Below are 26,081 nucleotides of genomic sequence, written 5' to 3' on the forward strand. Positions count from 1 at the left end.
GGAGAAGGCCTCGCCGCCTGCCAAGCGTTCCTCCCTCTCCCCGCCTGCGGGGAGAGGGTAGGGTGAGGGGCAATTCTCATATTCAACTCTTCCCCGCAAACCGATCCGTGGCGCGGATCAGCTGGTCGAGAATGCCAGGCTCGAGATAGGCGTGGCCCGCCCCCTCGATCAGATGGAAATCTGCCTTCGGCCAGGCCTTGTGCAAAGCCCAAGCATACTTCGCCGGGCAGGGCATGTCGTAGCGGCCATGGATGATCACGCCCGGGATATCCTTCAGCTTGTAGGCATCGCGCAACAGCTGACCTTCCTCGAGCCAGCCGGCATGGACGAAGAAGTGGTTTTCGATGCGGGCAAAGGCGAGCGCGAATTCCGGATCATAGAAGTGGTCGGAATAGTCAGGGTTCGGCAGGAGCGTGATGGTCTCGCCTTCCCAGGAACTCCAGGCCACCGCACAGCGCAGCTGCTCCTCGCGGTCGGTGCCGGTCAGACGGCGGCGATAGGCCGCCATCATTTCGTGGCGTTCGTTTTCCGGGATCGGTGCGCAAAAGCGCTCCCACTTGTCCGGGAACATCTCGGAGACGCCGAACTGGTAATACCAGTCGAGTTCGGCCTTGGTCAGCGTGTAGATGCCGCGCAGCACGAGTTCGGACACCCGCTCGGGATGCGTCTCGGCATAGGCGAGCGCCAGCGTCGAGCCCCAGGAGCCGCCGAAGACGAGCCATGTCTCGACGCCCATCAGTTCTCGCAGCCGCTCGATATCAGCGACCAGATGCCAGGTGGTGTTGGCCTCGATCGAGGCGTGCGGCGTGGATTTGCCACAACCGCGCTGGTCGAACAGGATCACGTCATAAAGTGCCGGATCGAAGAGGCGGCGATGCGACGGGCTGGTGGCACCGCCCGGGCCGCCATGCAGGAAGACGGCGGGCTTGGCGCCTTTGGCGCCGAAGCGCTCCCAATAGATCTCGTGCCCGTCGCCGACATCGAGCATGCCCGTCTCGAAGGGTTCGATTTCGGGGTAGAAGCCGCGCAATTCAGTCGTCATGTCATGTCCTTTTCGGTGGCCAGGCCACCGTATCGTGATCGGGATGCTGCCGCGAGGTAGCGGCTATCCCGGCATTTCCCTCGGGGAGGTCCGACCGGTCCGTCGGGTTTTGGGGAAGAGAAAAGAGCTTGTCGAAATAGCTGACGCGGCTTTCCACGCCGTCCTGCGAGACGGGTTCGGCGAGCTCCGGCTTGTCGAGGCTGCCGATCGTCACGCTGATATAGGGCGAACCCTTGGTGCGGAAGAAGAGCGGCGTGCCGCAGTCCTTGCAGAAGCCGCGCCCGCACGGGTCCGACGACTGAAACCAGCCCGGCTCGCCGCGCATAAGGAGAAAATCCTCCTGACGGGAGCCTGCGAGCGCTATGAAGAAGTTGCCGCTCGCCTTCTGGCACATGCGGCAGTGACAGATATGCGGATAGCCGAGCTCGCCCGCGATCTTGTAGCGGATCGCGCCGCACTGGCAGCCGCCCGAATGCACCTGACGGGTCATTGATCATCCTCCGGCGGCCACTGGGCCGTGTCGTGGTCCGGGTGCTGGAAGCTCTCGACCGAAGCGAAGAATTCTTCCATGGCCGGAGTGGTAAAGGCGGGCTTCTCGAACAGCTGATCGATCCAGGGCAGGCGCTGGTGATGGTTGACCTGGATTTGCGGCTCGAAATGCTCCGGATGGTCGAAGGCGCCGATGGCGAGTTCCACGCCGTTCGGATGCTGATAGGTCAGCGGCGTACCGCACTTGCCGCAGAAGCCGCGCTTCACCTTGGCCGAGGAGCGGAAGAGCATCGGCTGCCCGCGCGTCCAGGTCAGATGCGCCTGGTCGGCGGTGACGAAGGCGCCGAAGAAGGAACCGAACTGCTTCTGGCACATCCGGCAATGGCAGATCGATGGGCGCCCAAGCTTCGACGCCTGGAACCGGACCGCGCCACACTGGCAGCCACCGCTATGGATCTCGCTCATCTCTTATTCCTCATCGTATCGTCATGAAAATCGTCACGCCGATGATGACAACGGCAATCAGCAAGCCCTTGGCGATCAGCCCGTAAAGCAGCCATTTCGGCATCTTGGTATTGGGGTTCGGCTGCGTCACGACTTCGCCTCCGGCCACTGCTCCGTGTCCCGGTCCGGATGCTGGTAGGACACGACCTCGGTGAGGAAAGGCGCATCCTCAAGATCATCAAGCGTCGCGCGCTCTGGCAGAGTTGGGATGGCGTCGACAAAGGCGAATTTGCATTCCACCCCGAACTGGATGGTCGGCGGCAGCTGGGACGGATCATCGAAGGCGCCCGCAGCGAGCGACAGCCCGTCCGGTGCTTCATAGCTGAGCGGCGTGCCGCAATCGCCGCAGAAGCCGCGTTTCACGAAGTTCGACGAGGCAAAACGCTTCGGCGCCCCGCGTGTCCAGCTGACCGCGGCATCGCCGACGGCAACGAGCGGCGCATAGTAAGCCCCGAAGGCCTTCTGGCACATCCGGCAATGGCAGACGGAAACGTCTTTCGGCTGGCCTTCCATGCGGAACCGCACGGCGCCGCACTGGCAGCCGCCGGTGTGGGTGAGGGCGGAGGTCATGGGGTTGGCCTCCTTGGATGGTGGGTGCGGCTACCCCCCTCTGCCCTGCCGGGCATCTCCCCCACAGGGGGGGAGAGTGGGACCCCGCTGGCGTTGCCCATGACGTCAAACATCTGAGAGTTTGATTGCCGCAGCGCGTGCGTCCCCACTCTCCCCCCTTGTGGGGGAGATGTCACGAAGTGACAGAGGGGGGTAAACCGCACCGCAGCCGATACTGCCATCATCACGCCCCCTTGCCCGCAACGATCACGATATGCTGGCAGACATTGTCGATATCCCGCAGCACATCGTCGTTCCAGAAGCGCAGCACGGTCCAGCCGTCTTGCTCCAGCCGCCGCGTGCGGGCCGCATCATATGAAATGTCATCATCGTTCCCGTGCTGAGAACCATCCACTACGACAACAAGTTTATGATCGGGGCACGCAAAGTCGACAATAAAGCCGGCGATTGGCACCTGTCTTCTAAAACCAAGTCCCATCAGGCGATGGGCGCGCAGGCATCCCCAAAGCTTCCGCTCCGCATCCGTCATCTCCTGGCGCATGCGCTTCGCATGGGCGCGCCGTTGCGGTGGAACGGGTGCATGCGGCATGACGGCTTCCATCACCGGTTTTGACTGGTGGGAAGACTGCGGCTGGTTGCGTGATCTGGCAAGAGGTGTGTTTGGGGTTGCGCGTGTGTTACCCCCCTCTGCCCTGCCGGGCATCTCCCCCACAAGGGGGGAGAACGGGGCCCCGCCGGCGTTGCCCATGACGTCAAGCATCTGAGAGTTTGATTGCCGCAGTGCATGCGTACCCACTCTCCCCCCGCGTGGGGGAGATGTCACGAAGTGACAGAGGGGGGTAAACCGCACCGCAGCCGAAACCATGTTACCGCTTGACCTCCCAGGTCGTCACCCGCTCGCCCGTCTCCTTGTCCTTGCCGTCCTTGAGCTGGATGCCCTTGGCAGCGAGATCGTCGCGGATCTTGTCGGCTTCTGCGAAGTTTTTCGCCTTCAGCATCTCGAGCCGCATGTCGACGAGCGCCTGGACGGCGGCGGAGAGGTCGTCGCTCACCTCCGCCTTCTGTACCGCCACCCCAAGGAATTCCAACGAGCCCTTCAGCAAAGCAACGGCCTGTTCCATGGTCGGATTATCAGATGCTGTCTCGCCACCCCGCTCGTAGGCAATTGTTCCCTTTGCGTAATTGGCTAGCACCGACAGCCTCATCAACGCTTCGGGCGAGTTCAAATCATCAGCAAGTCGACCGAGAAATTTCTCATCGATCTGAGCCTGGATATCTCCCGCCGCATCGATAATTCTGAGCCAGCCAGCCAATCGCGCTTCTGCCTCCTCCAAGCGCTTCACCGAAAAGTCGATCGGCTCGCGGTAATGCGTCATCAGCATCGCCAGCCGCAGAACTTCGCCCGGCCACGTCCGCCTGCCGAATTTCTCCGTCGCAAGCAGCTCGTTGATCGTGACGAAATTGCCCTCCGACTTCGACATCTTGCGACCTTCGACCTGCAGGAAGCCGTTGTGCATCCAGACGGTGGCCATCAGGTCGTTGTCGAAGGCGCAGCAGGACTGGGCGATCTCGTTTTCGTGGTGCGGGAAGATCAGGTCCAGCCCGCCGCCATGGATATCGAACTGATGCGGTTTTGCCTTGGCCGCCGGGGAGAGGCGATCCTTGATCTCTTCCCAGAGATAACGGTCGGACATGGCGGAGCATTCGATATGCCAGCCGGGGCGGCCGAAGATCGCATGCGCCTTGCCCTCGAAGGTGAAATGCGCCGGCCATCCCGGCTCGGTGTCGGCGGACTGCTTCCACAGCACGAAATCGGCCGGGTTCATCTTGTGGCTTTCGACCGCCACGCGCGCACCTGCCTGCTGGTCCTCAAGCTTGCGCTTCGACAGCATGCCATAATCGGCCATCGAGGCGGTCGAAAACAGCACTTCATGCCCTTCGGAGCCGGTGGCGACATAGGCATGACCCATGTCGAGCAGCCGCTGGATGATCACGATCATCTGCGGAATGTTGTCGGTCGCGCGCGGCTCGACGGTCGGCTTGAGGCAGCCGAGGGATGCCACATCCTCGTGGAACTGGCTCTCCGTCTTGCCGGTCACGGCGCGTATGGCGTCGTTGAGGCTCATCGAGCCATCGGCGATCTGGCTGCCGAAGTCGCGCAAGGCGCGTGCGTTGATCTTGTCATCGACGTCGGTGATGTTGCGCACATAGGTCACCTTGTCGGCGCCGTAGGTGTGACGCAGCAGCCGGTAGAGCACGTCGAAGACGATGACGGGGCGCGCATTGCCGATATGGGCGAAGTCATAGACGGTCGGGCCGCAGACATACAGGCGCACATTGTCGGGGTCGATCGGCTCGAAGTCGACCTTCTCGCGTGTGAGCGTGTTGTAAAGCTTGAGGCCGCCGGCCATGTGAAACTCCCAGAATGATGTACCCGGCTGGACCGGGTCGTTTGTCATCTGGGGCTATGCAGGAGACGAAAACGGCCAGGCCAGCGCATGCGCTAGCGAATAATGATCCCGCAAATGATGCAGAGGCTCGTTTTCATGGCCGCTGTTATGGCGCGCGTCGCTGTTTTGGTCAAGGGCGCTTGCGGTGTCTTGAAGCAGGTCATCTCCGTGCCGTAGGCTGTGGATAGTCGCCCTTCGGCTTAAGTCTTTTTCAAGATAACTACCCCAAATCTAGTGTGGCTTTCCCCCGCCTACGGAGATGATCTTCGGCATGGACCAAACCCTGCATCTGCCTACCATCATGATCGTCCATGCCCTGATCACCCTGATCTCGACGATCGTGACGATTTACATGTGGCTGAGAAACCGGGACAGCCGGATCCTGCCGCTGCTGGTTGCCGCCGGACTGGCAGCCTGCGCGGCCATGCTCCTGCATTCGGCCCGCAGCACGCTGCCGCTTGTCCTGTCGTCAGGTTTGGGGCTTGGGCTGGGCGTTCTTGCGGTCGGCATCTATTGGCAGGCGGTTGTCGCCTTCGAAGGCGGAAAAGTCTCCCTCACCAAAGCTTCGCTTGGGATCGTGCTATGGGCTGCCCTCTGGCTGACGCCCGTCTTTCATCAATCCATGGCAGCGCGCACCACCATTCTCGGGCTGCTGGTTGCCGGCTATTGCTTCCTGACAGCGCGCGAGATCATGCGGCGCGCCAGGATTGAACCCTTGCCCTCCCGGTCGATCGCAGCACTCGCCAACGTCATCCGCGGCGCAATCTGGCTGGCACCGATGCCGCTGTCGATCTTCGTCGCCCCGGCCTATGCCGCAGACGGGACCACGGCACCCTGGTTTGCCTTCGTCGTTCTTGCCAATTCCATGATGATCGTGCTGTCCTTGGTCGCCCTGCTGATGCTGGGCAAGGAGCGCGACGAGCTCAGATATCGCCTTGCGTCCGAGCGCGACCCGCTGACCAATCTCGCCAACCGCCGTACCTTTGTGGCGGCTGCGAACAAGGTGCTGACGTCAGAGGAGGGCGGCGCAAGCCTGCTTCTGCTCGACATCGATAACTTCAAGGTCGTCAACGATACCCATGGCCACGCGGCCGGAGACCAGGTCCTGCTCGCCTTCTCGCGGGCCATCGAGCAGCGCATGCCGAGCGGCTGGCTGTTTGCCCGAATCGGCGGTGAAGAATTCGCCTGTCTGATGCCCCGCATGAGCGCGCAGAAGGCGGTGGCGGTAGCCGAGAACCTGCGTCTCGCCGTGGCCGACATGCTGATACCGGCGCCGTCTTTCCTGCGGGTCACCGTCAGCATCGGCGTCAGCGAAGTGAAGGGGCGGGGTGGAGACCTCGATGGACTTCTCGCCACGGCGGATGCCGCCCTCTATCGCGCCAAGGCCGATGGTCGAAACTGTGTCAGGCTGTATGAACCGGCGGTCCTGCTCGCCGAGACCGGCAATGCGCTGGCCCTTGCCGTCGAAGAGCCGCGCCGCCGGTTGACGCGCATGCGGCGCCGCGCGGGCTGATCACGCCGCCGGGCGCGGCAGCCTGAGGATCCCCAGCACCAGAGCGCATCCGAGAACAATGACGGCTCCGCCGCAAAGCTGCAGCGCCGTCAGTGGTTCGTCGAGCACGAAGGCACCGACCAGCACGGCAACCACCGTGACCACGAATTCGACGCTGATCGCAGCCGTCGCGCCGATGCTTTTGACCAGCCCGAAATAGAGGACATAGGTCAAGGCGCTCATCAAGGCGGCGAGGGCGATGAGATAGACATAATCGATGGTGGCCGGCGTTCCCGGAACGGGCACGAACCAAAGGAGCGGCAGTGTCAGGATGCCGCCCGCGATGAACGATCCGATCGTGACTTCCCACGGGCCGGTGCCGCTCAGATGTCGGCTTGCATAATTGCTGCCGAAGGCGGCGGAGAAGGTCGAGCCCACCATGGCAAGGCAGCCGAGCAGGAAGGCGCTGGTTACGGGGACGGCGGGAAAACCCACCAGCATGATGATGCCGATCGTGCCAAGCGCGAGGCCGAGCACGCGCGCCGGCGTGATCCGCTCCAGTCCCCAGAGCTGGGCGATGACCATCGAAAACAGCGGGATAGAGGCAACGAAGATGGCGGCCATGGCCGTGCCGATCAGCGGCGTGGCGTAGGAAAGGCCGATAAGCTGCCCGGCGACCGTCGTTGCGCCGACGGCCGCGAACGGCAGCCATCCGGCACTGAAATCAAGCCTGCGCCGCATGATCCGCGCGATGGCAAAGAGGAGCGCGCCTGCGATGAAGCAGCGAAAGGTCACCGCCCCGATCCAGCCGAAGGCATCGACCACATGCAGGAGCAGCAGAAAGGAAAGTCCCCACGCCAGCGACAGATAGGCATAGGCGGCAAAATCTCTGGGGGACATGAAATGGTCCTGAAAATCGCCGGTCGGCAGCTCCCTGAAGAGACGGGCGAAACTGCTATTCCGGCATCCGATAATCGACGATCTTGCCTTCGCGCAGCTGGTAGAGCTTGCCGGTTTCCGTCTGGTCCGGGCCGACCAGCGCCATCAGCTTGGCCGCCACTTCGGACGGATGCGGCACCGTCTGCGGATCTTCACCCGGCATGGCCTGGGCGCGCATGGCCGTGCGCGTCGGGCCCGGGTCGACGGACAGGACCCTCAAGGGCAGGCGTTGCGTCTCGGCAGCCCAGGTGCGGGCGAGCGCTTCTACGGCGGCCTTGGAGGCGGAATAGGGGCCCCAGAAGGGCTTGCACTTGTGAGCGGCACTCGACGACAGGATCAGCGCGCGGCCCTGATCCGACTTGACCAGCAACGGCTCCAGCGAGCGGATCAGGCGCCACGTCGCCGTCACATTGATCGTCATGACCTTGTCGAAGACCTTGGCTTCGACATGGCCGATCGGCGAGATGACCCCGAGAACGCCGGCATTCAGCACCGCGATATCGAGCTTGCCCCAGCGTTCGAAGATGTGGCCGCCGAGCTGGTCGATCGCTGCCATGTCGGAAAGGTCGAAGGGCACCAGCGTCGCCGTGCCGCCGACCGCCTTGATCGCGTCGTCGAGCTCTTCCAGCCCGCCGACGGTTCGAGCACAGGCGATGACATGCGCGCCGGCCTTTGCCAGTTCGATCGCGGTGAAATAGCCGATGCCACGCGAGGCGCCGGTGACGAGCGCGAGACGGCCCTTGAGGTCGATGGTCATGGTCTGTCCTATGTCCCTAGAGCATGTCCGGCCTAAGCTGATCACATGCTCTATCTCCTTGTTTTGACGCAGTCCGGACGCAAAACCGCTGGCGCACTTTTGCTGGACTTGCTCTGGAGCTCAGCCGTTGGCGGCGAGCATGCTTTCCTTGCGGCCCGGCTTTTCGCTCTCCTTGTCGAGGAGGCGGGTCGGGTAGTCGCCGGTGAAGTAGTGATCGGTGAACTCCGGATTGTTCGGATCGCGCGGCTTGCCGCCGACGGCCATATAGAGCCCGTCGATCGACAGGAAGGCGAGGGAGTCGGCGCCGATATATTTCGCCATATCCGCCTCATGGGCATACTGGTTCGCAAGCAGCTTGTCCCGGTCCGGCGTGTCGATGCCGTAGAAATCGGGATGGAAGATCATCGGCGATGCGACGCGGATATGCACTTCCTTGGCCCCGGCATCGCGGATCATCTGCACGATCTTCAGCGAGGTCGTGCCACGCACGATGGAATCGTCGACCAGCACGACGCGCTTGCCCTCGATCATCGCCCTGTTGGCGGAATGCTTGAGCTTGACGCCGAAGGCACGGATCTGTTGGGTCGGCTCGATGAAGGTACGCCCGACATAGTGGTTGCGGATGATGCCGTATTCGAACGGGATGCCGCTCTGCTGGGCATAGCCGAGCGCTGCCGGTGTGCCGCCATCCGGCACGGGGACGACGACATCGGCTTCAACAGGCGCTTCCTTGGCCAGATTGATCCCGGCATTCTTGCGGGTCGTGTAAACGTTACGGCCGGCGACGACGGAGTCGGGACGGGCGAAATAGACATATTCGAACATGCAGACGCGTTCCGGCTGCGGCCGGGCCGGCATGCGGGATTCGATCGTCACCGAACCATCCGCCTGGGTTTCGCAGATCACCACTTCGCCATTCTTCACGTCACGGACGAACTTGGCGCCGATGATGTCAAGCGCGCAGGTTTCCGAACAGAAGATCGGCTTGCCGTCGAGTTCGCCCATGACCAGAGGCCGGATGCCGATCGGGTCGCGCGCGGCAATCAGCTTGGTGCGGGTGAGCGCGATCATCGCATAGCCGCCTTCCATCTGGCGGATGGCGTCGATGAAGCGGTCGGTCGTCGAGGCATGACGCGAGCGGGCAATCAGATGCAGCACCACTTCGGTGTCCGAGGTCGACTGGCAGATGGCACCGGTCGCGATGATCTGGCGGCGCAGCGTCAGTCCGTTGGTGAAGTTGCCGTTATGGGCAATCGCGATGCCGCCTTCTTCGAGTTCGGCGAAGAGTGGCTGCACGTTGCGCAGCGCCACTTCGCCCGTCGTCGAGTAGCGCGTGTGGCCGATCGCCTGCGGGCCCGGCAGCTTCGCCAGCGTCGCCGGATTGGTGTAGTGGTCGCCAACGAGGCCCATATGCTTTTCGGTGTAGAACTGCCGGCCGTCGAAGGAGACGATGCCGGCCGCTTCCTGGCCGCGATGCTGAAGCGCGTGCAGGCCGAGCGCGGTCAGCGTCGCTGCATCCGGATGCCCGAGAATGCCGAAAACGCCGCATTCTTCGTGAAACTTGTCGTCATGGCTGCCGTAGACGACATGGGAGGGGCTGGACTGCTTCATGGCGAGGGCCTTTGCTCCGGGAACAGATGCGAGTGCAACGCTTTGAACAGGGAAGCCGCCGGTCTGTCCCGATCCGGCGGCGTCTGTCTTGTCTCAAGTCGCGCGGCTTTCGAGCCGCGAGAGGATCAGTTGTTCTGGGCCGGAGCCTGGTCGGCAGGGGCCTGTTCGGCCGGTGCCTGATCGGCAGGGGCCTGCTCGCCGGCTTCGGTCTCTTCGCGGCCGAGGATCCGTTCGCGGATCTGCGGTTCGATATCTTGCGGCAGAACGGCTTCGAGCTTCAGCACCAGCGAATCGAGGAAAGGCTTCGACTTGGATTCGTTGACCCAGTCCGGGCGCTGGCGAACGTCGATCAGCCAGTTCCAGAAGGCGACGGCGACGACGAGAAGCAAAAGGCCGCGAGCCGCACCGAAGAGGAAGCCCAGGGTACGATCGAGCGCTCCGATGCGGCTGTCGATGATGAAATCGGCAATGCGCGAGGTGATGAAGGAAATCACGATCAGCGCGATCAGGAATATGATGCCGGCAGAACCGGCCATCGCGATCCTGGGATCGTCGGTATAGCTCATCAGATAGGGCACGAGCAGGGGATAGAGATAGTAGGCGGCGGCGACAGAGCCCGCCCAGCTCGCGATGGACAGCACTTCGCGCGAAAACCCGCGCACCATCGCCAGCACCGCTGAAAACAGAACGACGCCGATGACGATACCGTCGAAAATTGTGATGGGCATAAATTCCAACTCCAGGGCCACCGGCAAGACCGGCATTGATGTCACCGCGATACCGCCGGAACGCGTGAAATCACGCGTCGGACCGGATCAACCGTCCTCCTGATCCCTTGGGGCCTTCAGCCGGGAACCGGCGATGCGCGCCACGAGATCGGGAAGGCTGTCCACTTCCCTCCATTTGCCCTTCGAACCCTTCGGCAGGTCCGGCGAGGCAGCCGGCAAGACCGCGGCGGAGAAACCAAGCTTTTCCGCCTCTTTCAGCCTCTGGGCAGTGTGGGCTACGGGCCTCACCGCCCCCGACAGGCTGACTTCGCCGAAATAGACGCAATCGGCCGGAAGGGCAAGACCGGCCAGCGACGAAACCAAAGCCGAAGCGATTGCCATATCGGCTGCCGGTTCGCTGATCCGGTAACCGCCGGCAACGTTCAGATAGACGTCGTGCTGACCGAGCCGCACACCGCAATGCGCTTCCAATACCGCCAAAATCATGGCGAGGCGTGAGGAATCCCATCCCACGACGGCGCGGCGTGGTGTTCCAAGCGATGTTGCCGCCACCAGCGCCTGCACTTCGACCAGCACCGGGCGCGTGCCCTCCATGCCGGCGAAGACGGCCGCACCCGGGGCTTTCTCGTTGCGTTCGCCGAGGAAAAGCTCGGAGGGGTTGGCCACTTCGCGCAGGCCCTTGTCGGACATTTCGAAGACGCCGATCTCGTCGGTCGGTCCGAAGCGGTTCTTGACCGTGCGCAGGATGCGGTAGTGATGGCCCCGGTCACCTTCGAAGTAGAGGACGGCATCCACCATATGCTCGACCACGCGCGGGCCGGCGATCTGGCCTTCCTTCGTGACATGCCCGACCAGAACCATGGTGGCCCCGGTCTGCTTGGCAAAGCGGATCATCGCCTGCACACCGGTCCTGACCTGCGTGACTGTGCCCGGTGCGCTGTCGGCGGTGTCGCTCCACAGCGTCTGGATCGAATCGATGATGACGAGGTCCGGCCGCTTGCCTTCGGAAATCGTCGCCAGAATGTCCTCGACATTGGTTTCGGCTGCGAGCAGCACATCCGTGTCGGCCGCGCCCAGACGCTGCGCACGCAGCCTGACCTGCGCGACGGCTTCTTCGCCCGAGACATAGATGATGCGATGGCCCCGCCGCGACAGGGCCGCTGCCGCCTGCATCAGGAGCGTCGACTTGCCGATGCCTGGATCGCCGCCGATCAAGACCGCCGAACCACGCACGAAGCCGCCGCCCGTTGCGCGATCGAGTTCACCCATGCCGGTCGGAATGCGCGGCGCCTCCTCGATCTCGCCGGACAGTGAGGTGAGCGTGACGGGGCGGCCCTTCTTTGGCACCTTGCCTGGTCCGGAGCCGATCCCGCCCATCGGGTCTTCTTCAACAATGGTGTTCCATTCGCCGCAGCCATCGCATTTCCCCGCCCAGCGGGAATGCACCGTGCCGCAGTTCTGGCAGACGAATTGAGTTCTGGCTTTGGCCATGAATTAAAGGTCGCTTTCGGGGAAGTCGTCGGTGGAGATGTTCTGGCGGCCGTGCACGACGCGCAGCACTGTGACCGCCTCATCAGAGATCGTGAAATAGATGCATCGGCTCTTGAAGGGAAAGGCTCTTAGTCCGGGGATGAATGAGCGAGGAGCACCAGTTATGCCCAGCTCGGCTATCCACTCCATCTTTCTGTTGATTTCGTGCAGGAGACGTTTTGCGGCGACGGGGTCGAATTCGAAGATGTAGTCATAATGCGCGCGAAGATCGCGAAGTGCCCTTCTGGTTAGCACCAGACGACGTGGTTCCATCCTCCCGTTCCTCCGCCATCCCCATGATGTAGGCTGTCAGTTCCTCTGCGCTATCGAAGCTCATGACGCGCCCTGCCTCAACGTCATCGATCCCTTCCTGAATAAGCTTGCGGAGGGTGGCGTCGTCCTGCTCACGTAGCAAAGCAAGGCTAGCCGTGATGACAGCGTCCGCGCTTTCGTAAAGCCCGGAATTGACCTGCTCCGCGACAAATTCGGCATCTTGCTTGCTCAACTGAATGTTCCGCACGATGAACTCCCATTCGGTGAGAAGAATTTGAACTTTCTGGAACAATAGCAGAACAAAGCCGCTGGCGCCAGACCTCAGTCGTCCCCTTCGAGATACATCCGCTCGCAGCGCAGTCCGAGGCCCGTCAGCATCTCGTAGCCGATCGTGCCGGCAGCGCGCGCGACCTCGTCGAGCGGCATGTAGGGGCCGAGGAGCTCGATATAGTCGCCGGCGCGCACAGCATTGTCGGGCAGATCGGTGACGTCGAAGATGGTCAGGTCCATGGTGACCCGGCCGACGACCGGCACGCGCTTGCCACCGATGACGCCCTCTGCGCCTGGAAGTCCGGTGTCGCGCAGCGGGATGCCCGAGCCGGAGAGATTGCGCAGATAGCCATCAGCGTAACCGACACTTGCCACGGCAAGCCGGCTGTCGCGTGTGAGCACCTGGGTCGCGCCATAGCTTACGCTCTCGCCGGCCTTGGCATTGCGAACCTGCAGGATACGCGCCTCGGCCTTGATCACCGGCTGCATCGGGTTTTTTGCGCCGCTGACCGCCTCGCCCCCGTAAAGCGCGATGCCGGGACGGGTGAGGTCGAAGTGATAATCGGCGCCGAGGAAGATGCCGGCTGAGGCGGAGAGACTGGAATCAACACCTTCGAAAGCGGTGCTAACCCTCTGGAATTTCTCGAGTTGCTGGCGGTTCATCGGTGACGAAGGATCATCGCCGCAGGCGAGGTGGCTCATGACCAGCACCGGATCGAGGCTTGCCGGCCGCGAGACATCGTCGACCAGCGCGATCGCCTCGTCCATGGGCAGGCCGAGCCGATTGAAGCCGGTATCGACATGCAGCGCGCAAGGATAGGGGCCGCGTTCTGTCAACACCGCCATCCAGAAGGCGAGTTGCTCTTCCGAGGCAATAACCGGGACGAGATCGTTCTCGAAGAAGATCTCCTCCTGGCCGTGCCAGATGCCCGAGAGCACGAAGATCCGGGCTTCCGGCGCGTAGGGACGGAGCGTCGCCCCCTCCGCCGGCACGGCAACGAAGAAGTCTCGGGCGCCGGCGCGGTAGAGCGTCTGTCCGACGTCCTCGATCCCCAGACCATAGGCATCCGCCTTGACGACCGCGGCGGCCCGAGCCTTGCCGGATCTGCGCGCCATTTCTCGCCAGTTATCGGCAATCGCCGAGAGATCCACGGTCAGGCGCAGCGGTGCCGACTGAAATTCTTCCGGCGCATCGATGAGGGTAAAACGGTCTGTCATGAAGGCTTCGGGTCTATTGATCGGTTCGGGGACCCTAGCACTTTTCTTCAAGACGAAAATGCGGCGGCCGGATATTATGCTGCTATGCACAGTGTTTCGCAGCAAGAGGCAGCCGAAGCCAATCCGGTGTCGCGGCAGGAGCAGACCCGCTTCTGGCGGGATGGGCGCTTCCGCGACATGGAATGCCTGTCCGCCTCCTTCATCACCCATGAATTCTCGCCGCATTCGCACGACACCTTTTCGATCGGCGCGATCGAAGTCGGCTGCCAGGTCGCAAGCATCCGCGGCATGCGCGAACACACCGGCCCTGGCACGCTCTATCTCATCAATCCCGGCGAAATCCACGACGGCCAGCCCGGTACGCCGGGAGGCTATCGCTACCGGATGATCTACCCGGAAGTAGCGCTTCTGACCGATATCATCGAGGATGTGACCGGCCGCGCCTTCAACGGCACGCCGAGCTTCGGCCAGCAACTGCTGACGGATCCGGATCTCGCCCGCGCCTTCAATCTCGCCCATCGCCGGATCGAAAGCGGGGAGGTGGCGGGACTCGAGGGCGAGGAGAGCATGTATTGCGTGCTCGCCACCATGTTTGCCCGCCACGGCAGCGACATCATCCGCGCTCCCGATCACCGGGAGCCCCTCGCCATGCGCCGCGTGCGTGATTACATCACCACCCATTTCGATGAAGAGATCGGGCTGGAGGCGCTGGCAAAGGTGGCGGGCCTCAGCCGCGCCCATATGATCCGCGCCTTCCGCAAGCAGTATTTCATCACGCCCCATGCCTTCCAGACGGACATGCGGATCCGCCATGCCCGTCATATGCTGAGATCCGGTGCCACGCCCTCCGACACGGCCTTGGCCTGTGGCTTTGCCGATCAGGCCCACATGACCCGGCAGTTCAAGGCCCGGACGGGCCTGACGCCCGCGGTCTTCCGGGCCGGCTGATCACTTTCGTTCAAGACCTCGGAGAAAAGCAGGCCTATCCCGGCCCGGTAACGCGCAAGGGAATACGCATGCCATCCAACACGACCCTCGAAATCCGACAGGGTTTCAGATCCATTCTTCCGTTGACCGTGGCCGTGGTGCCCATCGGTCTCGTCTTCGGCGCTGTTGCCGCCACGAAAGGTCTCTCGGCGCTTGATGCCGCGCTGATGAGCGCCCTGGTCTTTGCCGGCGGCTCGCAGTTCGTCGCCATGGATCTGTGGAGCCATCCCGCCAGCATCGCAGCGCTCGGCATGGCGGCCTTGCTGATCAATGTCAGGCATGTGCTGATGGGCGCCTCAATCTCGCGCCACATGGCCGCCTTCTCGAGCCGGCAGAAGATCCTATCGATGTTCTTCCTGGCAGACGAGATCTGGGCCGTTGCCGAGTTTCGCGCCCGCGATCACCGCCTCACGCCGGCCTGGTTCTTCGGTGCCGCCTTGCCCTTCTACGCGGCTTGGGTTCTCTCCGGCCTTACCGGGGCCTTGCTCGGCAGCCTCGTCGGCGATCCCTCGGTGATCGCCATGGATTTCGTCTTTCCGGCGGTCTTCGTCATCCTTATCGCCGGCTTCTGGCGCGGTGCGCGCACCGGGCTGATCCTTGTCGGAAGCGGGGCCTGCGCGCTGCTTGTCCATCACCTGGTACCGGGCGTCTGGTATATTCTCGCCGGAGCCTTGGGTGGTGTCTCGGTCGCCGCCGCACTCTCGATGCGTAAGCGGGAGGCCGGCGCATGACGATCGACCTCAACACCATGCTGGCGATCCTCGCCATGGCAGTCGCAACGATCGCTACCCGCCAGGCCGGTCTGCTGGTCGGTCGTCTGCTCCGACTGTCGCCGCAGGCTGAGGACATTCTGGCAGCCATCCCGCCGTCCGTGCTGATGGCTGTCGTTGCGCCAACGGCTTTTGCCACCGGCTGGGCCGAGACGGCGGGCTGTGCGGTTGTTGCGCTGGCAGCGACAAGGCTGCCGCTTCTCCCGGCTGCTGCAGCCGGCGTGCTCACGGTCGCGCTGCTGAGGGCTTACGGGCTCTGAGCTGCAAAAGGGAAGGGCGCCTCTCGGGCGCCCTTCGATCTCAGGGTTCTTCGTACTGGATGAAGCTCGGCTCGGCCAGATCCGCAAAGCGGGTGAATTCCGACTGGAAGGCGAGCTTGACGGTGCCGGTCGGTCCGTGACGCTGCTTGGCGATGATGACGTCGGCCGTGCCCTTGACCTTCTCCATATGCGCTTCCCATTCCGGATACTTCGGATCGGCGGGATCACGCGGCTCCAGGTTCTTCACGTAGTATTCCTCACGGAACACGAAGAGCACGACGTCGGCGTCCTGTTCGATCGAGCCCGATTCACGAAGGTCGGAAAGCTGAGGGCGCTTGTCGTCGCGGTTTTCCACCTGACGCGAGAGCTGCGACAGCGCCACGATCGGCACGTTCAGCTCCTTGCCGAGCGACTTCAGGCCCGTGGTGATCTGGGTGATTTCCTGCACGCGGTTTTCGCCCGATTTGCCGGAGCCGGTCATCAGCTGGATATAGTCGATGACCAGGAAGTCGAGGCCGCGCTGGCGCTTCAGACGGCGGGCACGGGCCGCGAGCTGCGCAATCGAGATGCCACCGGTCTGGTCGATGAACAGCGGCACCTTCTGCATGGTCTGGGAAAAGCCGACAAGCTTTTCGAATTCATGCTCGGTGATGTCACCGCGGCGGATCTTCGAGGACGAGACTTCCGTCTGCTCGGACATGATACGGGTCGCGAGCTGTTCGGCCGACATTTCGAGCGAGTAGAAGCCAACGACGCCGCCATTCTTCGCCTTGAAGGAGCCGTCCGGCAGAACTTCCGGCTCGTAGGCTGCTGCAATGTTCCAGGCGATGTTGGTGGCAAGCGAGGTCTTACCCATACCCGGACGACCGGCGAGCACGATCAAGTCGGAGCGCTGCAAGCCACCCATCTTGGCGTCGAGCGACATGATGCCGGTGGAGATACCCGACAGATTGCCGTCGCGTTCGAAGGCAGCCCCCGCCATGTCGACGGCCTGGGCAACGGCATCGGAGAAGGACTGGAAACCGCCGTCGTAGCGGCCGTTTTCGGCCAGCGCGAAGAGGCGGCGCTCGGTGTCTTCGATCTGCGCCTGGGGCGGCATGTCGAGCGGCGCGTCGTAGGCGATGTTGACGACGTCCTCGCCGATCTGGATCAGCGAGCGGCGCAGCGCGAGGTCATAGATAGCGCGACCGTAGTCCTCCGCATTGATGATGGTGACGGCTTCGGAAGCCAGACGCGCGAGATACTGCGCGACCGTCAGATCGCCGACCTTCTGGTCCGCCGGGAGGAAGGTCTTGATCGTGACGGGGTTTGCCGTCTTGCCCATGCGGATGATCTCGGAGGCGACCTCGAAGATCTTCCGGTGCAGCGGCTCATAGAGATGCTCGGGCTTCAAGAAGTCCGACACGCGATAGAAGGCGTCGTTGTTGACCAGGATCGCGCCGAGCAGCGCCTGTTCGGCTTCGATGTTGTTTGGAGCTTCCCGGTAAAGGGGCTCGGCCGGCTGGACCGGGCTCAATTTGCGCGCAGCATCATTCATTCGTTCGAATCCGTTCAGTGTGTCGGCGGTGGCTGCACCATAGCGAGAACGTGGGGCAGCGAAATGGCTCGCTCGCCAACCCACATTGATTCACAGGCGCCTCTTTGCGACTTCAGAAAAAGCCGAGGATTCCGATCTTTTCGGTTGACTGTGACATTCAACGAATCGGCCTCAGAAGCCTCAAGTCTAGCAGAGGCGAGGCGCGGATGGCGTCGAAAAAGCGATGCAGCATCCATGAGTCAGAACATCCCGCCCATGCCGACCGCGCATGGCTGCCATCGCAGGATCACGCTTGATTTGTGCCGTCCAACAATTAATTAGGAGCAATATAGATAGCAACCTAATTAATAGGAGGCGCGCCAGTGTCCCGACAAACGCAGAACGAACAGCTCTTCGACGAGATGTCGGCTTTCAACCGGAAGCTTCGCGCCTTCTTCGACGCCGCCGTGCGTGAGGAGGGGCTGACGCTGGCGCGTGCCCGGGCCCTTTTCGCGATCTCGCGCCGCGGACCGCTCACCCAGAAGGAACTGGCCGAAGAGCTGGAAATCGAGACGCCGACGCTGGTGCGCGTGCTGGACGGCATGGCGCGCCAGAACCTGATCGTCAGGACCGAGGACGAGAATGATCGCCGTGCCAAGCGCATCGCGATGACCGAAGCGGGCAGGGCCGCCTATGACAGGATGCATGTGCTTGCCACGGACCTGCGCGCACAGATCGCGGCGGAAATTTCGTCCGATGATATCGAAATCGCGCTGTCGGTCGTCCGGCGCCTCACCCGCAACCTCCAGAGCCTCGACCAGCCAAAGGTGCGGTCATGAGCGCCGTCAGCGAAACAGCAGCAACGGCTGTGTCAGATCCTGCCAAGGTGACGACGCCAGCACAGGATGGGCCGCCCGCCGCACCTGTTGCGCCGCCGGCAAAGCCCCTCTGGCTGGCTGCGATCTATGTCGTGTCCGGCCTGATGCTGTTCATCACCCAGGGCCTGGGCATGAACATCGTCAATGCCAACCTTTACCAGCTGCAGGGTGAGTTTTCGGCAACTGTGGTCGAGGCGGCCTGGCTGTCGGCGGCCTATATGGCCCCCTATGCGACGCTCTCGATCGCGCTCTTCAAGATCCGCACGCAATACGGCCTGCGCCCCTTTGCGCAGTGGAGCATCCTGATCTTCGTGCTCGCGTCCTCGCTGAACCTCCTGGTCGACGATCTGCACTCCGCGCTCGTCGTCCGCTTCATCAGCGGTTGTGCGGCGGCCCCCATTTCGTCGCTGGGCTTTCTCTATGTGCTCGAGGCCTTCCCCCTGCAGCGCAAGCTGAACCAGGGCCTGAACGTCGCGCTGCTCGGCACGCTGCTCGCAGCCCCCATCGCCCGCATGATCTCTCCGTCCCTCCTGCAGATCGACGGCTGGCACGCGCTCTACACGCTGGAAGTCGGCCTGGCCCTCATCTCGATGGTCGTCATCTTTGCGCTTCCCGTGACACCGCCGCCGCGCGCCAAGGTGATCGAGCGGCTGGATATCCTGTCCTATCTGCTGATGGCGATCGGCATCGGCTGCCTCGCCGTGTTCCTCACGCTCGGACGTCTCTACTGGTGGTTCGAGACCTGGTGGCTCGGTGCGTTGCTTGCTGCGGCAATCGCCTTCATCGCCATGACCGCGCTGATCGAATCCCATCGGCAAAATCCGATGCTCGACTTCCGCTGGATCTTTTCCCGCAGCAATCTGCACATGGCAGCCGTGCTCCTGGTCTTCCGTGCGGTGTCATCCGAACAGTCGTCGACCGCCGTCAGCTTCTTCCAGCAGATCGGCCTCCTGAACGACCAGCAATTCACCCTCTGGGCACTGGTTCTCGTCGCCTCCGTCGGTGGCGCCCTCTTGTGCATGGCCCTGATGTCCTCGCGCTATGTCGAGACGGCGCATGTGATCGCGCTCGCGCTGATTGCTGTCGGCGCCTATCTCGACAGCCAGGCAAGCAACCTGACGCGCCCCGAACAGATGTATCTGAGCCAGGGCATGATCGCCATCGGTGCCGCGATGTTCCTGCCGCCTGTTATGGCGAAGGGGTTCGCAGGCGCCCTGCAGAAGGGGCCGGCCTATATCGTCAACTTCATCGTGATCTTCCTCTTCACGCAGATCACAGGTGCCCTTTTGACGACCGCCTTCCTCGGAAGCTTCGTCACCATCCGGGAGAAGTTTCATTCGAGCATTCTGGTCGAGAACATTCTCTTGACCCGTCCTGAAGTCGCTCAGCGTGTCGGCCAGCTCTCTGCCGCCTATCGCAAGGTCATCACCGATCCGAGCATTCTCAATGCGGAAGGCCTGACGCTGCTCGCACAGCAGGTCACGCGTGAGGCCTATGTGCTCGCCTACAACGACACCTTCCTGCTGATCTCCGCCGTCGCGACCATCGCGCTCGCCACACTCCTCCTGCATCTCGCCTGGAACTGGCTCCGGACCCTCCGAGCCGCACCGGTCGATGAAGCCACCCAATCCTGATGTTTTGAAAAAGAGTCCGCCGCCATGTTGAAGAAACTGTTCACCCCCGTCACCATCCTGATCATCCTCGGTGCCCTGATCGGCACGTCGCTGGTCCTCTACGCCTGGCGCCTGCCACCATTCACCAGCTCGGTCGAGATGACCGACAATGCCTATGTCCGGGGCTATGTCACCACACTCAGCCCCCAGGTCAGCGGCTATGTGGTCGAGGTCCCGGTTCAGGATTACCAGTCCGTTGAAAAGGGCAAGCTCCTCGCCCGCATTGACGACCGCATCTATCGCCAGAAGCTCGCCCAGGCCGAGGCAGCGCTTGCCACGCAGAAGGCGGCACTCGACAATTCGCACCAGCAGGAGGTGGCCGCCCAGGCGCGGATCGCATCCAGCGAAGCCGCCGTCGATTCGGCAGCAGCCGATCTGCAGCAGGCCGAGAGCCAGTCGGAGCGGCAGAACAGCCTGACGCGCAGCGGTGTCGTCGCCACGAGCGCGCAGGAGCAGGCCCAGGCAGCGCTCGACCGTGCGCGTGCCGGCATGGCCCAGGCCAAGGCGGCCGTCGAAGTATCCCGCCAGGACCTGCAGACCATCATCGTCAACCGGGGATCGCTCGAGGCCGCCGTCGCCAATGCCGAGGCCCAGGTGGAGCTCGCCAAGATCGATTTGTCCAACACCGAGATCCGCGCCCCGCGCGACGGCAAGCTCGGCGAAGTGGGTGCCCGTGTCGGCCAGTATGTGGCCGCAGGCACGCAGCTGATGGCCGTGGTGCCGGACGATGTCTGGATCATCGCCAACTTCAAGGAAACGCAGCTTGCCGGCATGGAAGTCGGTCAGCCGGTCGAAATCACGGTCGACGCTCTGAACCGGAGCGTTCTGAAAGGAAAAGTCGAGCGCTTCTCGCCCGCGACCGGCTCGGAATTCTCGGTGATCAGGGCCGACAATGCGAGCGGCAACTTCGTCAAGATCGCCCAGCGTATGGGTGTGCGGATTGCACTCGACCAGACGCAAGGTGCAGCCTCGCTATTGACGCCCGGCATGTCGGTCGTGGTCCGCATCGACAAGAGCGCCGATCCGTCCTGACCGGCGCTACCATCGGACATGAAAAAGCCCGACCTTGCGTATGCAGGGCCGGGCTTTTTTGTAACGCTACACCCGAAGGTGCGAGCGATTAGCGGTCTTCGTCACCGTCCATGTCGGCGTCCGGATCGAAGAAGTCTTCCGGACGAAGCGCGTCTTCGTCAACGCCGTAGATGGCGTCGGCCGAGGTGAGGCTTTCGCCCTTGGCCTGACGCTCGGCTTCTTCAGCCGAACGGGCAACGTTGAGCTCAACGGTCAGTTCGACTTCCGAATGCAGGTGCAGGGTGACCTGGTGGATGCCGATAGCCTTGATCGGGGTATTCAGCTCGACCTGGTTACGGCCGATGTTGAAGCCTTCGGCAGCCAGGATTTCAACGACGTCACGAGCAGCGACAGAACCGTAGAGCTGGCCGGTTTCGCCAGCCGAGCGGACGACGATGAAGGACTTGCCACCGAGAGCGTCGGCAACCTTCTGGGCTTCGGACTTGCGCTCGAGGTTACGAGCTTCGAGCGTGGCGCGCTCGGCTTCGAAACGCTTCTTGTTGGCTTCGTTGGCGCGCAGCGCCTTGCCCTGCGGCAGCAGGAAGTTACGGGCGAAGCCGTCGCGAACCTTTACGGTTTCGCCCATCTGGCCGAGCTTGGCGATGCGTTCGAGGAGAATGACCTGCATTGTCGTGTTCCTTTCAGTGTCAATCAGTTTCGGGTGTGTCGGTGTCGGCCTTGCGGGCCGGGGTCAGGGCAACGGTCCGTCTGGTATCCGACAGGCCGATGATCAGCGGGATCATGAGCGGGAGCAGCATGATCGTGGAGAGATAGGCAAGAACGAGCGCCGGAAGGCGCCAGTCCCGGCCACGGGTCTTGAGATGCAGCCAGGCAAAGCCCGACATCAGGAAGCCGGCGCCGAAGGTGCCGCAGACGGTGGCGCCGATCATGGCCGGCACGCCGCCGATGAAGCAGGCAATGATGCCCGCAAGGAAGATGAAGACCGTGTTGCGGTTCATCCGAAGCGCCGACGGAAAGTCTTCGCGCGGACGCTTGTTGCGGCCAGACGCGGTGACGATCCGGATGGCGATGTAATACATCATGGTCAGGAGGAGCACCCAGGTGCCGCCCTGGATGATCGGCAAAAGCACGACCATGCTGCTCTTTAGCTGTTCGAGCGCGAGCGCATCGGGCGCCATGGCCGGATCCTGCGCATTCATCGCCTGGACCATGGCGTCCACCAGCTGTCCGGTGAATTCTGGGCCAAATCCGATGATGACGCCGAGCACGACGACGGCGATCGTGACGAAGCTGCAAAGCTGAAGAAGAATGTCGGACAGCGGATACCAGGCCATCAGATGGTCGGGACCACCAATCTCGGAAGCGGGACGCGCAAGGCTCGACAGATGCGCCAGCCAGCCGGCCGGTGCGAGCGTGAAGATTGCCATGCCGAAGGCAAACATCGGCGATACGCTGACTGTGCCGAGGAGAGCTGCGGTCACAATCGCCGTGATTGCGGCGGCATTGCCCCAGCCGAGACCGACGATGAGAACGGGAAGCGCGGAAGCCGCGTAGAGAATGGAGGCGAGCGTTGGCTGCGCCGCAGCACCCAGCACCAGCAGGGCGGCGGTAATGCCGGCAACAAAGCCGGTCGTCAGCGATTTCGCATCCAGGTTCTTCACTGTCGCTGTCCTGCTGTCTAGCAGTTAGGGGAGGGGCCAGAGCGATCTCGCAAGAGGCATCCCCAACATGGGATTTCCAAATGTCGCGGCAACGCGCCATCGGGTGGTGGTTCCGATCCGCGCCCAACGCGGAAGGGATGAAGCCCGCCGATCGATGATCGGCAGGCTCCGTATCAGATTACGCTACGACGTAGGGCAGCAGGCCGAGGAAACGGGCGCGCTTGATGGCCTGGGCCAGTTCGCGCTGCTTCTTCTGGGAAACTGCGGTGATACGCGAAGGAACGATCTTGCCGCGCTCGGAAATATAGCGCTGCAGGAGGCGAACGTCCTTGTAGTCGATGCGCGGAGCGTTTGCGCCCGAGAAGGGGCAGGTCTTGCGACGACGATGGAACGGGCGGCGTGCCGGAGCAGAGGATGCATCAGCCATTGTGTTTTCTCCTTGTGCTCGAAATTACGCGCGGTCTTCGCGCGGACGACGCTCGAAACCGCCTTCGCGGGGAGCGCGCGGACCACGGTCGCCGAAGTCACGGCGCGGGCCACGGTCGTCGCCGTCACGACGCGGACGGTCGTCACGGTCGCGCTTCTGCATCATGGCAGACGGGCCTTCTTCGTGGGCTTCCACAGCGATGGTCATGTAACGAAGAACGTCTTCGTTGATGCGCATCTGGCGCTCCATTTCATGGACGGCAGCTGCCGGAGCATCGATGTCCATGAGGGCGTAGTGAGCCTTGCGGTTCTTCTTGATGCGGTAGGTGAGGGACTTGAGGCCCCAGTTTTCTACGCGCCCGACCTTGCCGCCGTGAGCTTCGAGGACACCCTTGTACTGTTCGACGAGGGCATCAACCTGCTGAGCGGACATATCCTGCCGGGCAAGGAATACGTGTTCGTAAAGAGCCATGTAAGCTTTGCCTTTTCTTGCGGTTGTCGTCACCCGGATCCGGCGCTAAGCCTCACAGACTGCTCCTGAGCGGCAAATTCCGCGGCAAGAAAAGTAGTGTGTTCGAGACGGTCGAGAGCGGAGACACGGGAGGCCGGAAACCCTTAATGGTTCCTGCTGCAAGCATGATCGCCTGCCAGCCCTCCGTTCAGCCACCAGCCAGAGGACCGGGTGTTGTGAACGGCGCGCTTATACGCGGATTGGCCACAAAAGCAAGGGCCGCACGGCATTTTCTGCCGGCGGCCCGTATCTCGTGTTGATAAGAGCGGGTGGCTCAGACCTGAACCAATGCCAGGGTGTAGCCGACATAGGCGACGAGCATTGCGCCCGCCGTCAGGCGGCGAACGCCGAGATGCGCGAGAAGCAGGAAGGAGAAGCCGAGCGTAATGGCGAGCATCACGGGCACGTCGAAGCTACCGAATCGTGGATCGACCGAGATCGGCTGAAGGACGGAAGTCACGCCCAGGATGAACAGAATGTTGAAGATGTTCGATCCGACGATATTGCCGATCATGATGTCGGAATGCTTGCGCAGCGCCGACATGATGCCGGTGGCGAGTTCCGGCAGCGAGGTGCCGACGGCAACGACAGTGAGGCCGATCACGGCTTCCGAGACACCGAAATCGCGGGCGAGGTTGGTGGCACCCCGAACGAGCAATTCTGCGCCGACAAACAGCGTGGCAAGGCCGCCTGCGATGAGCAGCGCCATGAAACCCGTCCCAAGCGTCTCGTGCTTGACCTCTTCATCGGCGAGCTCTTCCATCGATTCCTTGCCCTGGACATAGGCGTAGACGATGTAGGCGATTAGGCCGACGACCATGAGGAGGCCCGCGATTCGCCCAATGGCCTCAAATTGGACGAGGCCCAGCAGCAGAACGGCTGCGGCGATCATCACATAGGTGTCGCGTTTCACGCCCTTGTCCCAATGGGTGATCGGGAAGATGAGCGCGCAGGCGCCGACAATCAGAAGAATGTTCGCGGTGTTCGAGCCGACCACATTGCCGAGCGCAATGTCGGAGGAGCCGGTGAGGGCTGCACGGACAGAGACCAGGAGTTCCGGCATTGAGGTGCCGAAGCCGACGATGACGAGTGACACGATGAGCGTCGGAATGGCGAGTTTCTGGGCAACGGCGATCGCGCCGCGCAAAAGCCATTCGGCTCCGAAGTAAAGTCCGACAAGGCCGGCGGCCACGAACAGATAATCCAAGTCAATCCCCCATGGATGAAGGGCCGAAAGCCCGTGTTTGATCGTCGCCGGAAGTGGTGATGCACTGCAGCGATGTGTAGGTCACGGCCGTTCACGTTTTTGTTGGGTGAGCGGCCGCAGTTGATGTCGGGCGTCAGATCGGCATCGGATATTGACGATGGATCTTGGCGATCTCCTGCAGCACCTCGTCGGAAAGCTTGAGATCGGCCGCGCCGATATTCACTTTCAGCTGGTCCATGGTGGTGGCGCCAATGATGACCGAGGCCATGAAGGGTCGCGTCAGGCAGAAGGCGAGCGCCATAGCCGAGGGGTCGAGGCCGTTGCCTTTTGCGAGTTCGACATAGGCGCGGGTGGCAGCCTCCTGCTGGGGCACCAGGCGGCCGCCGATGTCGCCATTGATCGAGCCGCGTGAACCGGCCGGCTTCTTCCCGTCGAGATACTTGCCCGAGAGAATGCCGCCCGCGAGCGGTGAATAGGCGAGCAGCCCGACATCCTCGTGATGCGAGAGTTCGGCGAGGTCGAGGTCATAATGCCGGTAGAGAAGATTGTATTCGTTCTGGATGGTCGCGACGCGCGGCAGCCCCTTGGCCTCTGCGAGCGTCAGATACTTCTGCGTACCCCAGGTGGTCTCGTTGGAAAGACCGATCGCTTTCAGCTTGCCGGCCTTCACGCAATCGCCGAGCGCCTCCAGGATCTCCGCGATGTCGGCAGATGCTTTCGACCGATCCTGCTTGAAAGGATTGTAGCTCCACGCACCGCGGAAGTGGAAATGGCCACGGTTCGGCCAATGGATCTGGTAGAGATCGATGTAGTCGGTCTTCAACCGCTTGAGGCTCGCATCGACGGCCTCCCTGACCACGGCGCCCGCGATCGGCTTGCCCTCGCGGATATAGGGACGGCCCGGGCCCGCAACCTTCGTTGCCAGAACCACCTTGTCGCGCTTGCCGGTCTTCTCGAACCAGTCGCCGATCAGGCGTTCGGTATCCGCATAGGTTTCCGCAGAGAGCGGCGTCGTCGGATAGAGTTCGGCCGTGTCGAAGAAGTTCACGCCATGGTCGAGCGCGTAATCCATCTGCTCATACGCTTCCTCGCGCGTGTTCTGCGAGCCCCAGGTCATGGTGCCAAGGCAGATTTCGGAAACAAGGATATCGGTTCGGCCGAGCCGGTTCATCTTCATGGGGAAGCCTCATTTGTGGAGAAGTTTGCCTTGGGAGGCGGAGGGCGGTCCGCGACAATTTAGGCAGAAATTGATGTACCGCAAGATGCCGATAGCTGTGGAACAGCCCT

28 protein-coding genes are annotated in these 26,081 nt (G+C 62.5%); 7 read left to right on the forward strand and 21 right to left on the reverse strand.

The genetic code is table 11. From position 1 onward, the window contains the following. Positions 1-82 precede the first annotated feature (82 nt). From pip to cysS, 6 genes are all read right to left on the reverse strand, one after another. Positions 83-1,042: a prolyl aminopeptidase gene (pip, locus tag M1E12_RS04745; RefSeq protein WP_479563918.1), complete on the reverse strand. Its 960-nt coding sequence runs from the start codon at positions 1,040-1,042 to the stop codon at positions 83-85. A 1-nt stretch (position 1,043) separates the two neighbouring features. Further along, positions 1,044-1,532, reverse strand: coding sequence for a GFA family protein (locus M1E12_RS04750; protein ID WP_479563919.1), 489 nt, complete (start codon positions 1,530-1,532; stop codon positions 1,044-1,046). After that, the gene (locus tag M1E12_RS04755; protein WP_479563920.1) at positions 1,529-1,996 is read right to left on the reverse strand and encodes a GFA family protein; all 468 of its coding nucleotides are present in this window, start codon (positions 1,994-1,996) and stop codon (positions 1,529-1,531) included. Before M1E12_RS04755 ends, M1E12_RS04750 begins: the two co-directional genes overlap by 4 nt. Before the next feature lie 126 nt (positions 1,997-2,122). Continuing rightward, positions 2,123-2,605 (reverse strand): GFA family protein, encoded by a 483-nt coding sequence (locus M1E12_RS04760; RefSeq protein ID WP_479563921.1) that lies wholly within the window; start codon positions 2,603-2,605, stop codon positions 2,123-2,125. A 223-nt stretch (positions 2,606-2,828) separates the two neighbouring features. Beyond that, on the reverse strand, positions 2,829-3,194 hold the full coding sequence (locus M1E12_RS04765; protein WP_479563922.1) for an endonuclease domain-containing protein: 366 nt from the start codon (positions 3,192-3,194) through the stop codon (positions 2,829-2,831). Between the two features lie 277 nt (positions 3,195-3,471). Beyond that, on the reverse strand, positions 3,472-5,016 hold the full coding sequence (cysS, locus tag M1E12_RS04770) for a cysteine--tRNA ligase (RefSeq protein ID WP_479563923.1): 1,545 nt from the start codon (positions 5,014-5,016) through the stop codon (positions 3,472-3,474). Positions 5,017-5,326: 310 nt separating this feature from the next. Here cysS and M1E12_RS04775 point away from each other — a divergent pair, with 310 nt between their 5' ends. Further along, positions 5,327-6,568, forward strand: a complete 1,242-nt coding sequence (locus M1E12_RS04775; protein ID WP_479563924.1) for a GGDEF domain-containing protein — start codon at positions 5,327-5,329, stop codon at positions 6,566-6,568. Here the strand turns inward: M1E12_RS04775 and M1E12_RS04780 are convergent, their stop codons facing one another. The 8 genes from M1E12_RS04780 to alr all read right to left on the reverse strand — a co-directional run bounded on the left by M1E12_RS04780 (position 6,569) and on the right by alr (position 13,873). Next, positions 6,569-7,447 (reverse strand): DMT family transporter, encoded by an 879-nt coding sequence (locus M1E12_RS04780; protein ID WP_479563925.1) that lies wholly within the window; start codon positions 7,445-7,447, stop codon positions 6,569-6,571. Between the two features lie 55 nt (positions 7,448-7,502). Next, on the reverse strand, positions 7,503-8,243 hold the full coding sequence (locus tag M1E12_RS04785; protein WP_479563926.1) for an SDR family NAD(P)-dependent oxidoreductase: 741 nt from the start codon (positions 8,241-8,243) through the stop codon (positions 7,503-7,505). A gap of 120 nt (positions 8,244-8,363) precedes the next feature. Continuing rightward, complete coding sequence (purF, locus tag M1E12_RS04790) at positions 8,364-9,854, reverse strand: amidophosphoribosyltransferase (protein ID WP_136538769.1); 1,491 nt, start codon at positions 9,852-9,854, stop codon at positions 8,364-8,366. A 125-nt stretch (positions 9,855-9,979) separates the two neighbouring features. Then, positions 9,980-10,582 (reverse strand): CvpA family protein, encoded by a 603-nt coding sequence (locus tag M1E12_RS04795; protein ID WP_136538771.1) that lies wholly within the window; start codon positions 10,580-10,582, stop codon positions 9,980-9,982. A gap of 87 nt (positions 10,583-10,669) precedes the next feature. Continuing rightward, a complete protein-coding gene (gene radA, locus M1E12_RS04800; RefSeq protein ID WP_113459257.1) occupies positions 10,670-12,073 on the reverse strand; it encodes a DNA repair protein RadA in 1,404 nt (467 codons plus the stop codon). A gap of 3 nt (positions 12,074-12,076) precedes the next feature. Next, the gene (locus M1E12_RS04805; RefSeq protein ID WP_479563927.1) at positions 12,077-12,385 is read right to left on the reverse strand and encodes a type II toxin-antitoxin system RelE/ParE family toxin; all 309 of its coding nucleotides are present in this window, start codon (positions 12,383-12,385) and stop codon (positions 12,077-12,079) included. Then, a complete protein-coding gene (locus M1E12_RS04810; protein WP_479563928.1) occupies positions 12,324-12,617 on the reverse strand; it encodes a type II toxin-antitoxin system ParD family antitoxin in 294 nt (97 codons plus the stop codon). The genes M1E12_RS04805 and M1E12_RS04810 overlap by 62 nt, the downstream gene beginning before the upstream one ends. An 89-nt stretch (positions 12,618-12,706) precedes the next feature. Next, positions 12,707-13,873: an alanine racemase gene (alr, locus tag M1E12_RS04815; protein ID WP_479563929.1), complete on the reverse strand. Its 1,167-nt coding sequence runs from the start codon at positions 13,871-13,873 to the stop codon at positions 12,707-12,709. An 84-nt stretch (positions 13,874-13,957) separates the two neighbouring features. Here alr and M1E12_RS04820 point away from each other — a divergent pair, with 84 nt between their 5' ends. The 3 genes from M1E12_RS04820 to M1E12_RS04830 all read left to right on the forward strand — a co-directional run bounded on the left by M1E12_RS04820 (position 13,958) and on the right by M1E12_RS04830 (position 15,890). Continuing rightward, positions 13,958-14,821, forward strand: a complete 864-nt coding sequence (locus M1E12_RS04820) for an AraC family ligand binding domain-containing protein (RefSeq protein ID WP_479563930.1) — start codon at positions 13,958-13,960, stop codon at positions 14,819-14,821. A 68-nt stretch (positions 14,822-14,889) separates the two neighbouring features. After that, a complete protein-coding gene (locus M1E12_RS04825) occupies positions 14,890-15,591 on the forward strand; it encodes an AzlC family ABC transporter permease (RefSeq protein WP_479563931.1) in 702 nt (233 codons plus the stop codon). Beyond that, entirely contained in the window at positions 15,588-15,890 is a 303-nt protein-coding gene (locus tag M1E12_RS04830) for an AzlD family protein (protein ID WP_113459262.1), read from the forward strand. Before M1E12_RS04825 ends, M1E12_RS04830 begins: the two co-directional genes overlap by 4 nt. A gap of 40 nt (positions 15,891-15,930) precedes the next feature. Here M1E12_RS04830 and M1E12_RS04835 read toward each other — a convergent pair whose 3' ends face one another. Then, on the reverse strand, positions 15,931-17,427 hold the full coding sequence (locus tag M1E12_RS04835; RefSeq protein ID WP_113459263.1) for a replicative DNA helicase: 1,497 nt from the start codon (positions 17,425-17,427) through the stop codon (positions 15,931-15,933). A gap of 362 nt (positions 17,428-17,789) precedes the next feature. Here M1E12_RS04835 and M1E12_RS04840 point away from each other — a divergent pair, with 362 nt between their 5' ends. The 3 genes from M1E12_RS04840 to M1E12_RS04850 are packed head-to-tail and all read left to right on the forward strand — an operon-like array spanning position 17,790 to position 20,989. Beyond that, the gene (locus tag M1E12_RS04840; protein ID WP_113459264.1) at positions 17,790-18,245 is read left to right on the forward strand and encodes a MarR family winged helix-turn-helix transcriptional regulator; all 456 of its coding nucleotides are present in this window, start codon (positions 17,790-17,792) and stop codon (positions 18,243-18,245) included. After that, entirely contained in the window at positions 18,242-19,918 is a 1,677-nt protein-coding gene (locus M1E12_RS04845; protein ID WP_479563932.1) for an MFS transporter, read from the forward strand. The genes M1E12_RS04840 and M1E12_RS04845 overlap by 4 nt, the downstream gene beginning before the upstream one ends. Positions 19,919-19,942: 24 nt before the next feature. Further along, the gene (locus M1E12_RS04850) at positions 19,943-20,989 is read left to right on the forward strand and encodes an HlyD family secretion protein (protein ID WP_479563933.1); all 1,047 of its coding nucleotides are present in this window, start codon (positions 19,943-19,945) and stop codon (positions 20,987-20,989) included. An 88-nt stretch (positions 20,990-21,077) separates the two neighbouring features. On the opposite strand, the gene rplI is transcribed toward M1E12_RS04850, so the two are convergent. From rplI to M1E12_RS04880, 6 genes are all read right to left on the reverse strand, one after another. Then, a complete protein-coding gene (rplI, locus tag M1E12_RS04855) occupies positions 21,078-21,656 on the reverse strand; it encodes a 50S ribosomal protein L9 (protein ID WP_113459267.1) in 579 nt (192 codons plus the stop codon). 19 nt (positions 21,657-21,675) lie between these two features. Then, positions 21,676-22,650: a DUF2232 domain-containing protein gene (locus tag M1E12_RS04860; RefSeq protein ID WP_479563934.1), complete on the reverse strand. Its 975-nt coding sequence runs from the start codon at positions 22,648-22,650 to the stop codon at positions 21,676-21,678. 178 nt (positions 22,651-22,828) lie between these two features. After that, positions 22,829-23,077 (reverse strand): 30S ribosomal protein S18, encoded by a 249-nt coding sequence (gene rpsR / locus M1E12_RS04865; RefSeq protein ID WP_113459269.1) that lies wholly within the window; start codon positions 23,075-23,077, stop codon positions 22,829-22,831. Between the two features lie 24 nt (positions 23,078-23,101). After that, the gene (gene rpsF, locus M1E12_RS04870; RefSeq protein WP_113459270.1) at positions 23,102-23,548 is read right to left on the reverse strand and encodes a 30S ribosomal protein S6; all 447 of its coding nucleotides are present in this window, start codon (positions 23,546-23,548) and stop codon (positions 23,102-23,104) included. Between the two features lie 313 nt (positions 23,549-23,861). Then, complete coding sequence (locus M1E12_RS04875) at positions 23,862-24,794, reverse strand: calcium/sodium antiporter (protein ID WP_479563935.1); 933 nt, start codon at positions 24,792-24,794, stop codon at positions 23,862-23,864. A 133-nt stretch (positions 24,795-24,927) separates the two neighbouring features. After that, positions 24,928-25,971 carry an aldo/keto reductase gene (locus tag M1E12_RS04880; protein WP_479563936.1) on the reverse strand — a complete coding sequence of 348 codons (1,044 nt, stop codon included), beginning with the start codon at positions 25,969-25,971 and terminating at the stop codon, positions 24,928-24,930. Positions 25,972-26,081 lie beyond the last annotated feature (110 nt).

This window comes from Rhizobium sp. K33, assembly GCF_056501445.1.

What these genes read in the sequence shown, in the direction of transcription:
- M1E12_RS04750 (WP_479563919.1), bottom strand. Translation starts at nt 1,532, where the DNA reads ATGACCCGTCAGGTGCATTCGGGCGGCTGCCAGTGCGGCGCGATCCGC.
- purF (WP_136538769.1), bottom strand. Translation starts at nt 9,854, where the DNA reads ATGAAGCAGTCCAGCCCCTCCCATGTCGTCTACGGCAGCCATGACGAC.
- M1E12_RS04805 (WP_479563927.1), bottom strand. Translation starts at nt 12,385, where the DNA reads ATGGAACCACGTCGTCTGGTGCTAACCAGAAGGGCACTTCGCGATCTT.
- M1E12_RS04785 (WP_479563926.1), bottom strand. Translation starts at nt 8,243, where the DNA reads ATGACCATCGACCTCAAGGGCCGTCTCGCGCTCGTCACCGGCGCCTCG.
- M1E12_RS04845 (WP_479563932.1), top strand. Translation starts at nt 18,242, where the DNA reads ATGAGCGCCGTCAGCGAAACAGCAGCAACGGCTGTGTCAGATCCTGCC.
- rpsR (WP_113459269.1), bottom strand. Translation starts at nt 23,077, where the DNA reads ATGGCTGATGCATCCTCTGCTCCGGCACGCCGCCCGTTCCATCGTCGT.
- rplI (WP_113459267.1), bottom strand. Translation starts at nt 21,656, where the DNA reads ATGCAGGTCATTCTCCTCGAACGCATCGCCAAGCTCGGCCAGATGGGC.
- M1E12_RS04795 (WP_136538771.1), bottom strand. Translation starts at nt 10,582, where the DNA reads ATGCCCATCACAATTTTCGACGGTATCGTCATCGGCGTCGTTCTGTTT.
- cysS (WP_479563923.1), bottom strand. Translation starts at nt 5,016, where the DNA reads ATGGCCGGCGGCCTCAAGCTTTACAACACGCTCACACGCGAGAAGGTC.
- M1E12_RS04755 (WP_479563920.1), bottom strand. Translation starts at nt 1,996, where the DNA reads ATGAGCGAGATCCATAGCGGTGGCTGCCAGTGTGGCGCGGTCCGGTTC.
- pip (WP_479563918.1), bottom strand. Translation starts at nt 1,042, where the DNA reads ATGACGACTGAATTGCGCGGCTTCTACCCCGAAATCGAACCCTTCGAG.
- M1E12_RS04765 (WP_479563922.1), bottom strand. Translation starts at nt 3,194, where the DNA reads ATGCCGCATGCACCCGTTCCACCGCAACGGCGCGCCCATGCGAAGCGC.
- alr (WP_479563929.1), bottom strand. Translation starts at nt 13,873, where the DNA reads ATGACAGACCGTTTTACCCTCATCGATGCGCCGGAAGAATTTCAGTCG.
- rpsF (WP_113459270.1), bottom strand. Translation starts at nt 23,548, where the DNA reads ATGGCTCTTTACGAACACGTATTCCTTGCCCGGCAGGATATGTCCGCT.
- M1E12_RS04820 (WP_479563930.1), top strand. Translation starts at nt 13,958, where the DNA reads ATGCACAGTGTTTCGCAGCAAGAGGCAGCCGAAGCCAATCCGGTGTCG.
- M1E12_RS04780 (WP_479563925.1), bottom strand. Translation starts at nt 7,447, where the DNA reads ATGTCCCCCAGAGATTTTGCCGCCTATGCCTATCTGTCGCTGGCGTGG.
- M1E12_RS04880 (WP_479563936.1), bottom strand. Translation starts at nt 25,971, where the DNA reads ATGAAGATGAACCGGCTCGGCCGAACCGATATCCTTGTTTCCGAAATC.
- M1E12_RS04835 (WP_113459263.1), bottom strand. Translation starts at nt 17,427, where the DNA reads ATGAATGATGCTGCGCGCAAATTGAGCCCGGTCCAGCCGGCCGAGCCC.
- M1E12_RS04775 (WP_479563924.1), top strand. Translation starts at nt 5,327, where the DNA reads ATGGACCAAACCCTGCATCTGCCTACCATCATGATCGTCCATGCCCTG.
- M1E12_RS04830 (WP_113459262.1), top strand. Translation starts at nt 15,588, where the DNA reads ATGACGATCGACCTCAACACCATGCTGGCGATCCTCGCCATGGCAGTC.
- M1E12_RS04760 (WP_479563921.1), bottom strand. Translation starts at nt 2,605, where the DNA reads ATGACCTCCGCCCTCACCCACACCGGCGGCTGCCAGTGCGGCGCCGTG.
- radA (WP_113459257.1), bottom strand. Translation starts at nt 12,073, where the DNA reads ATGGCCAAAGCCAGAACTCAATTCGTCTGCCAGAACTGCGGCACGGTG.
- M1E12_RS04825 (WP_479563931.1), top strand. Translation starts at nt 14,890, where the DNA reads ATGCCATCCAACACGACCCTCGAAATCCGACAGGGTTTCAGATCCATT.
- M1E12_RS04850 (WP_479563933.1), top strand. Translation starts at nt 19,943, where the DNA reads ATGTTGAAGAAACTGTTCACCCCCGTCACCATCCTGATCATCCTCGGT.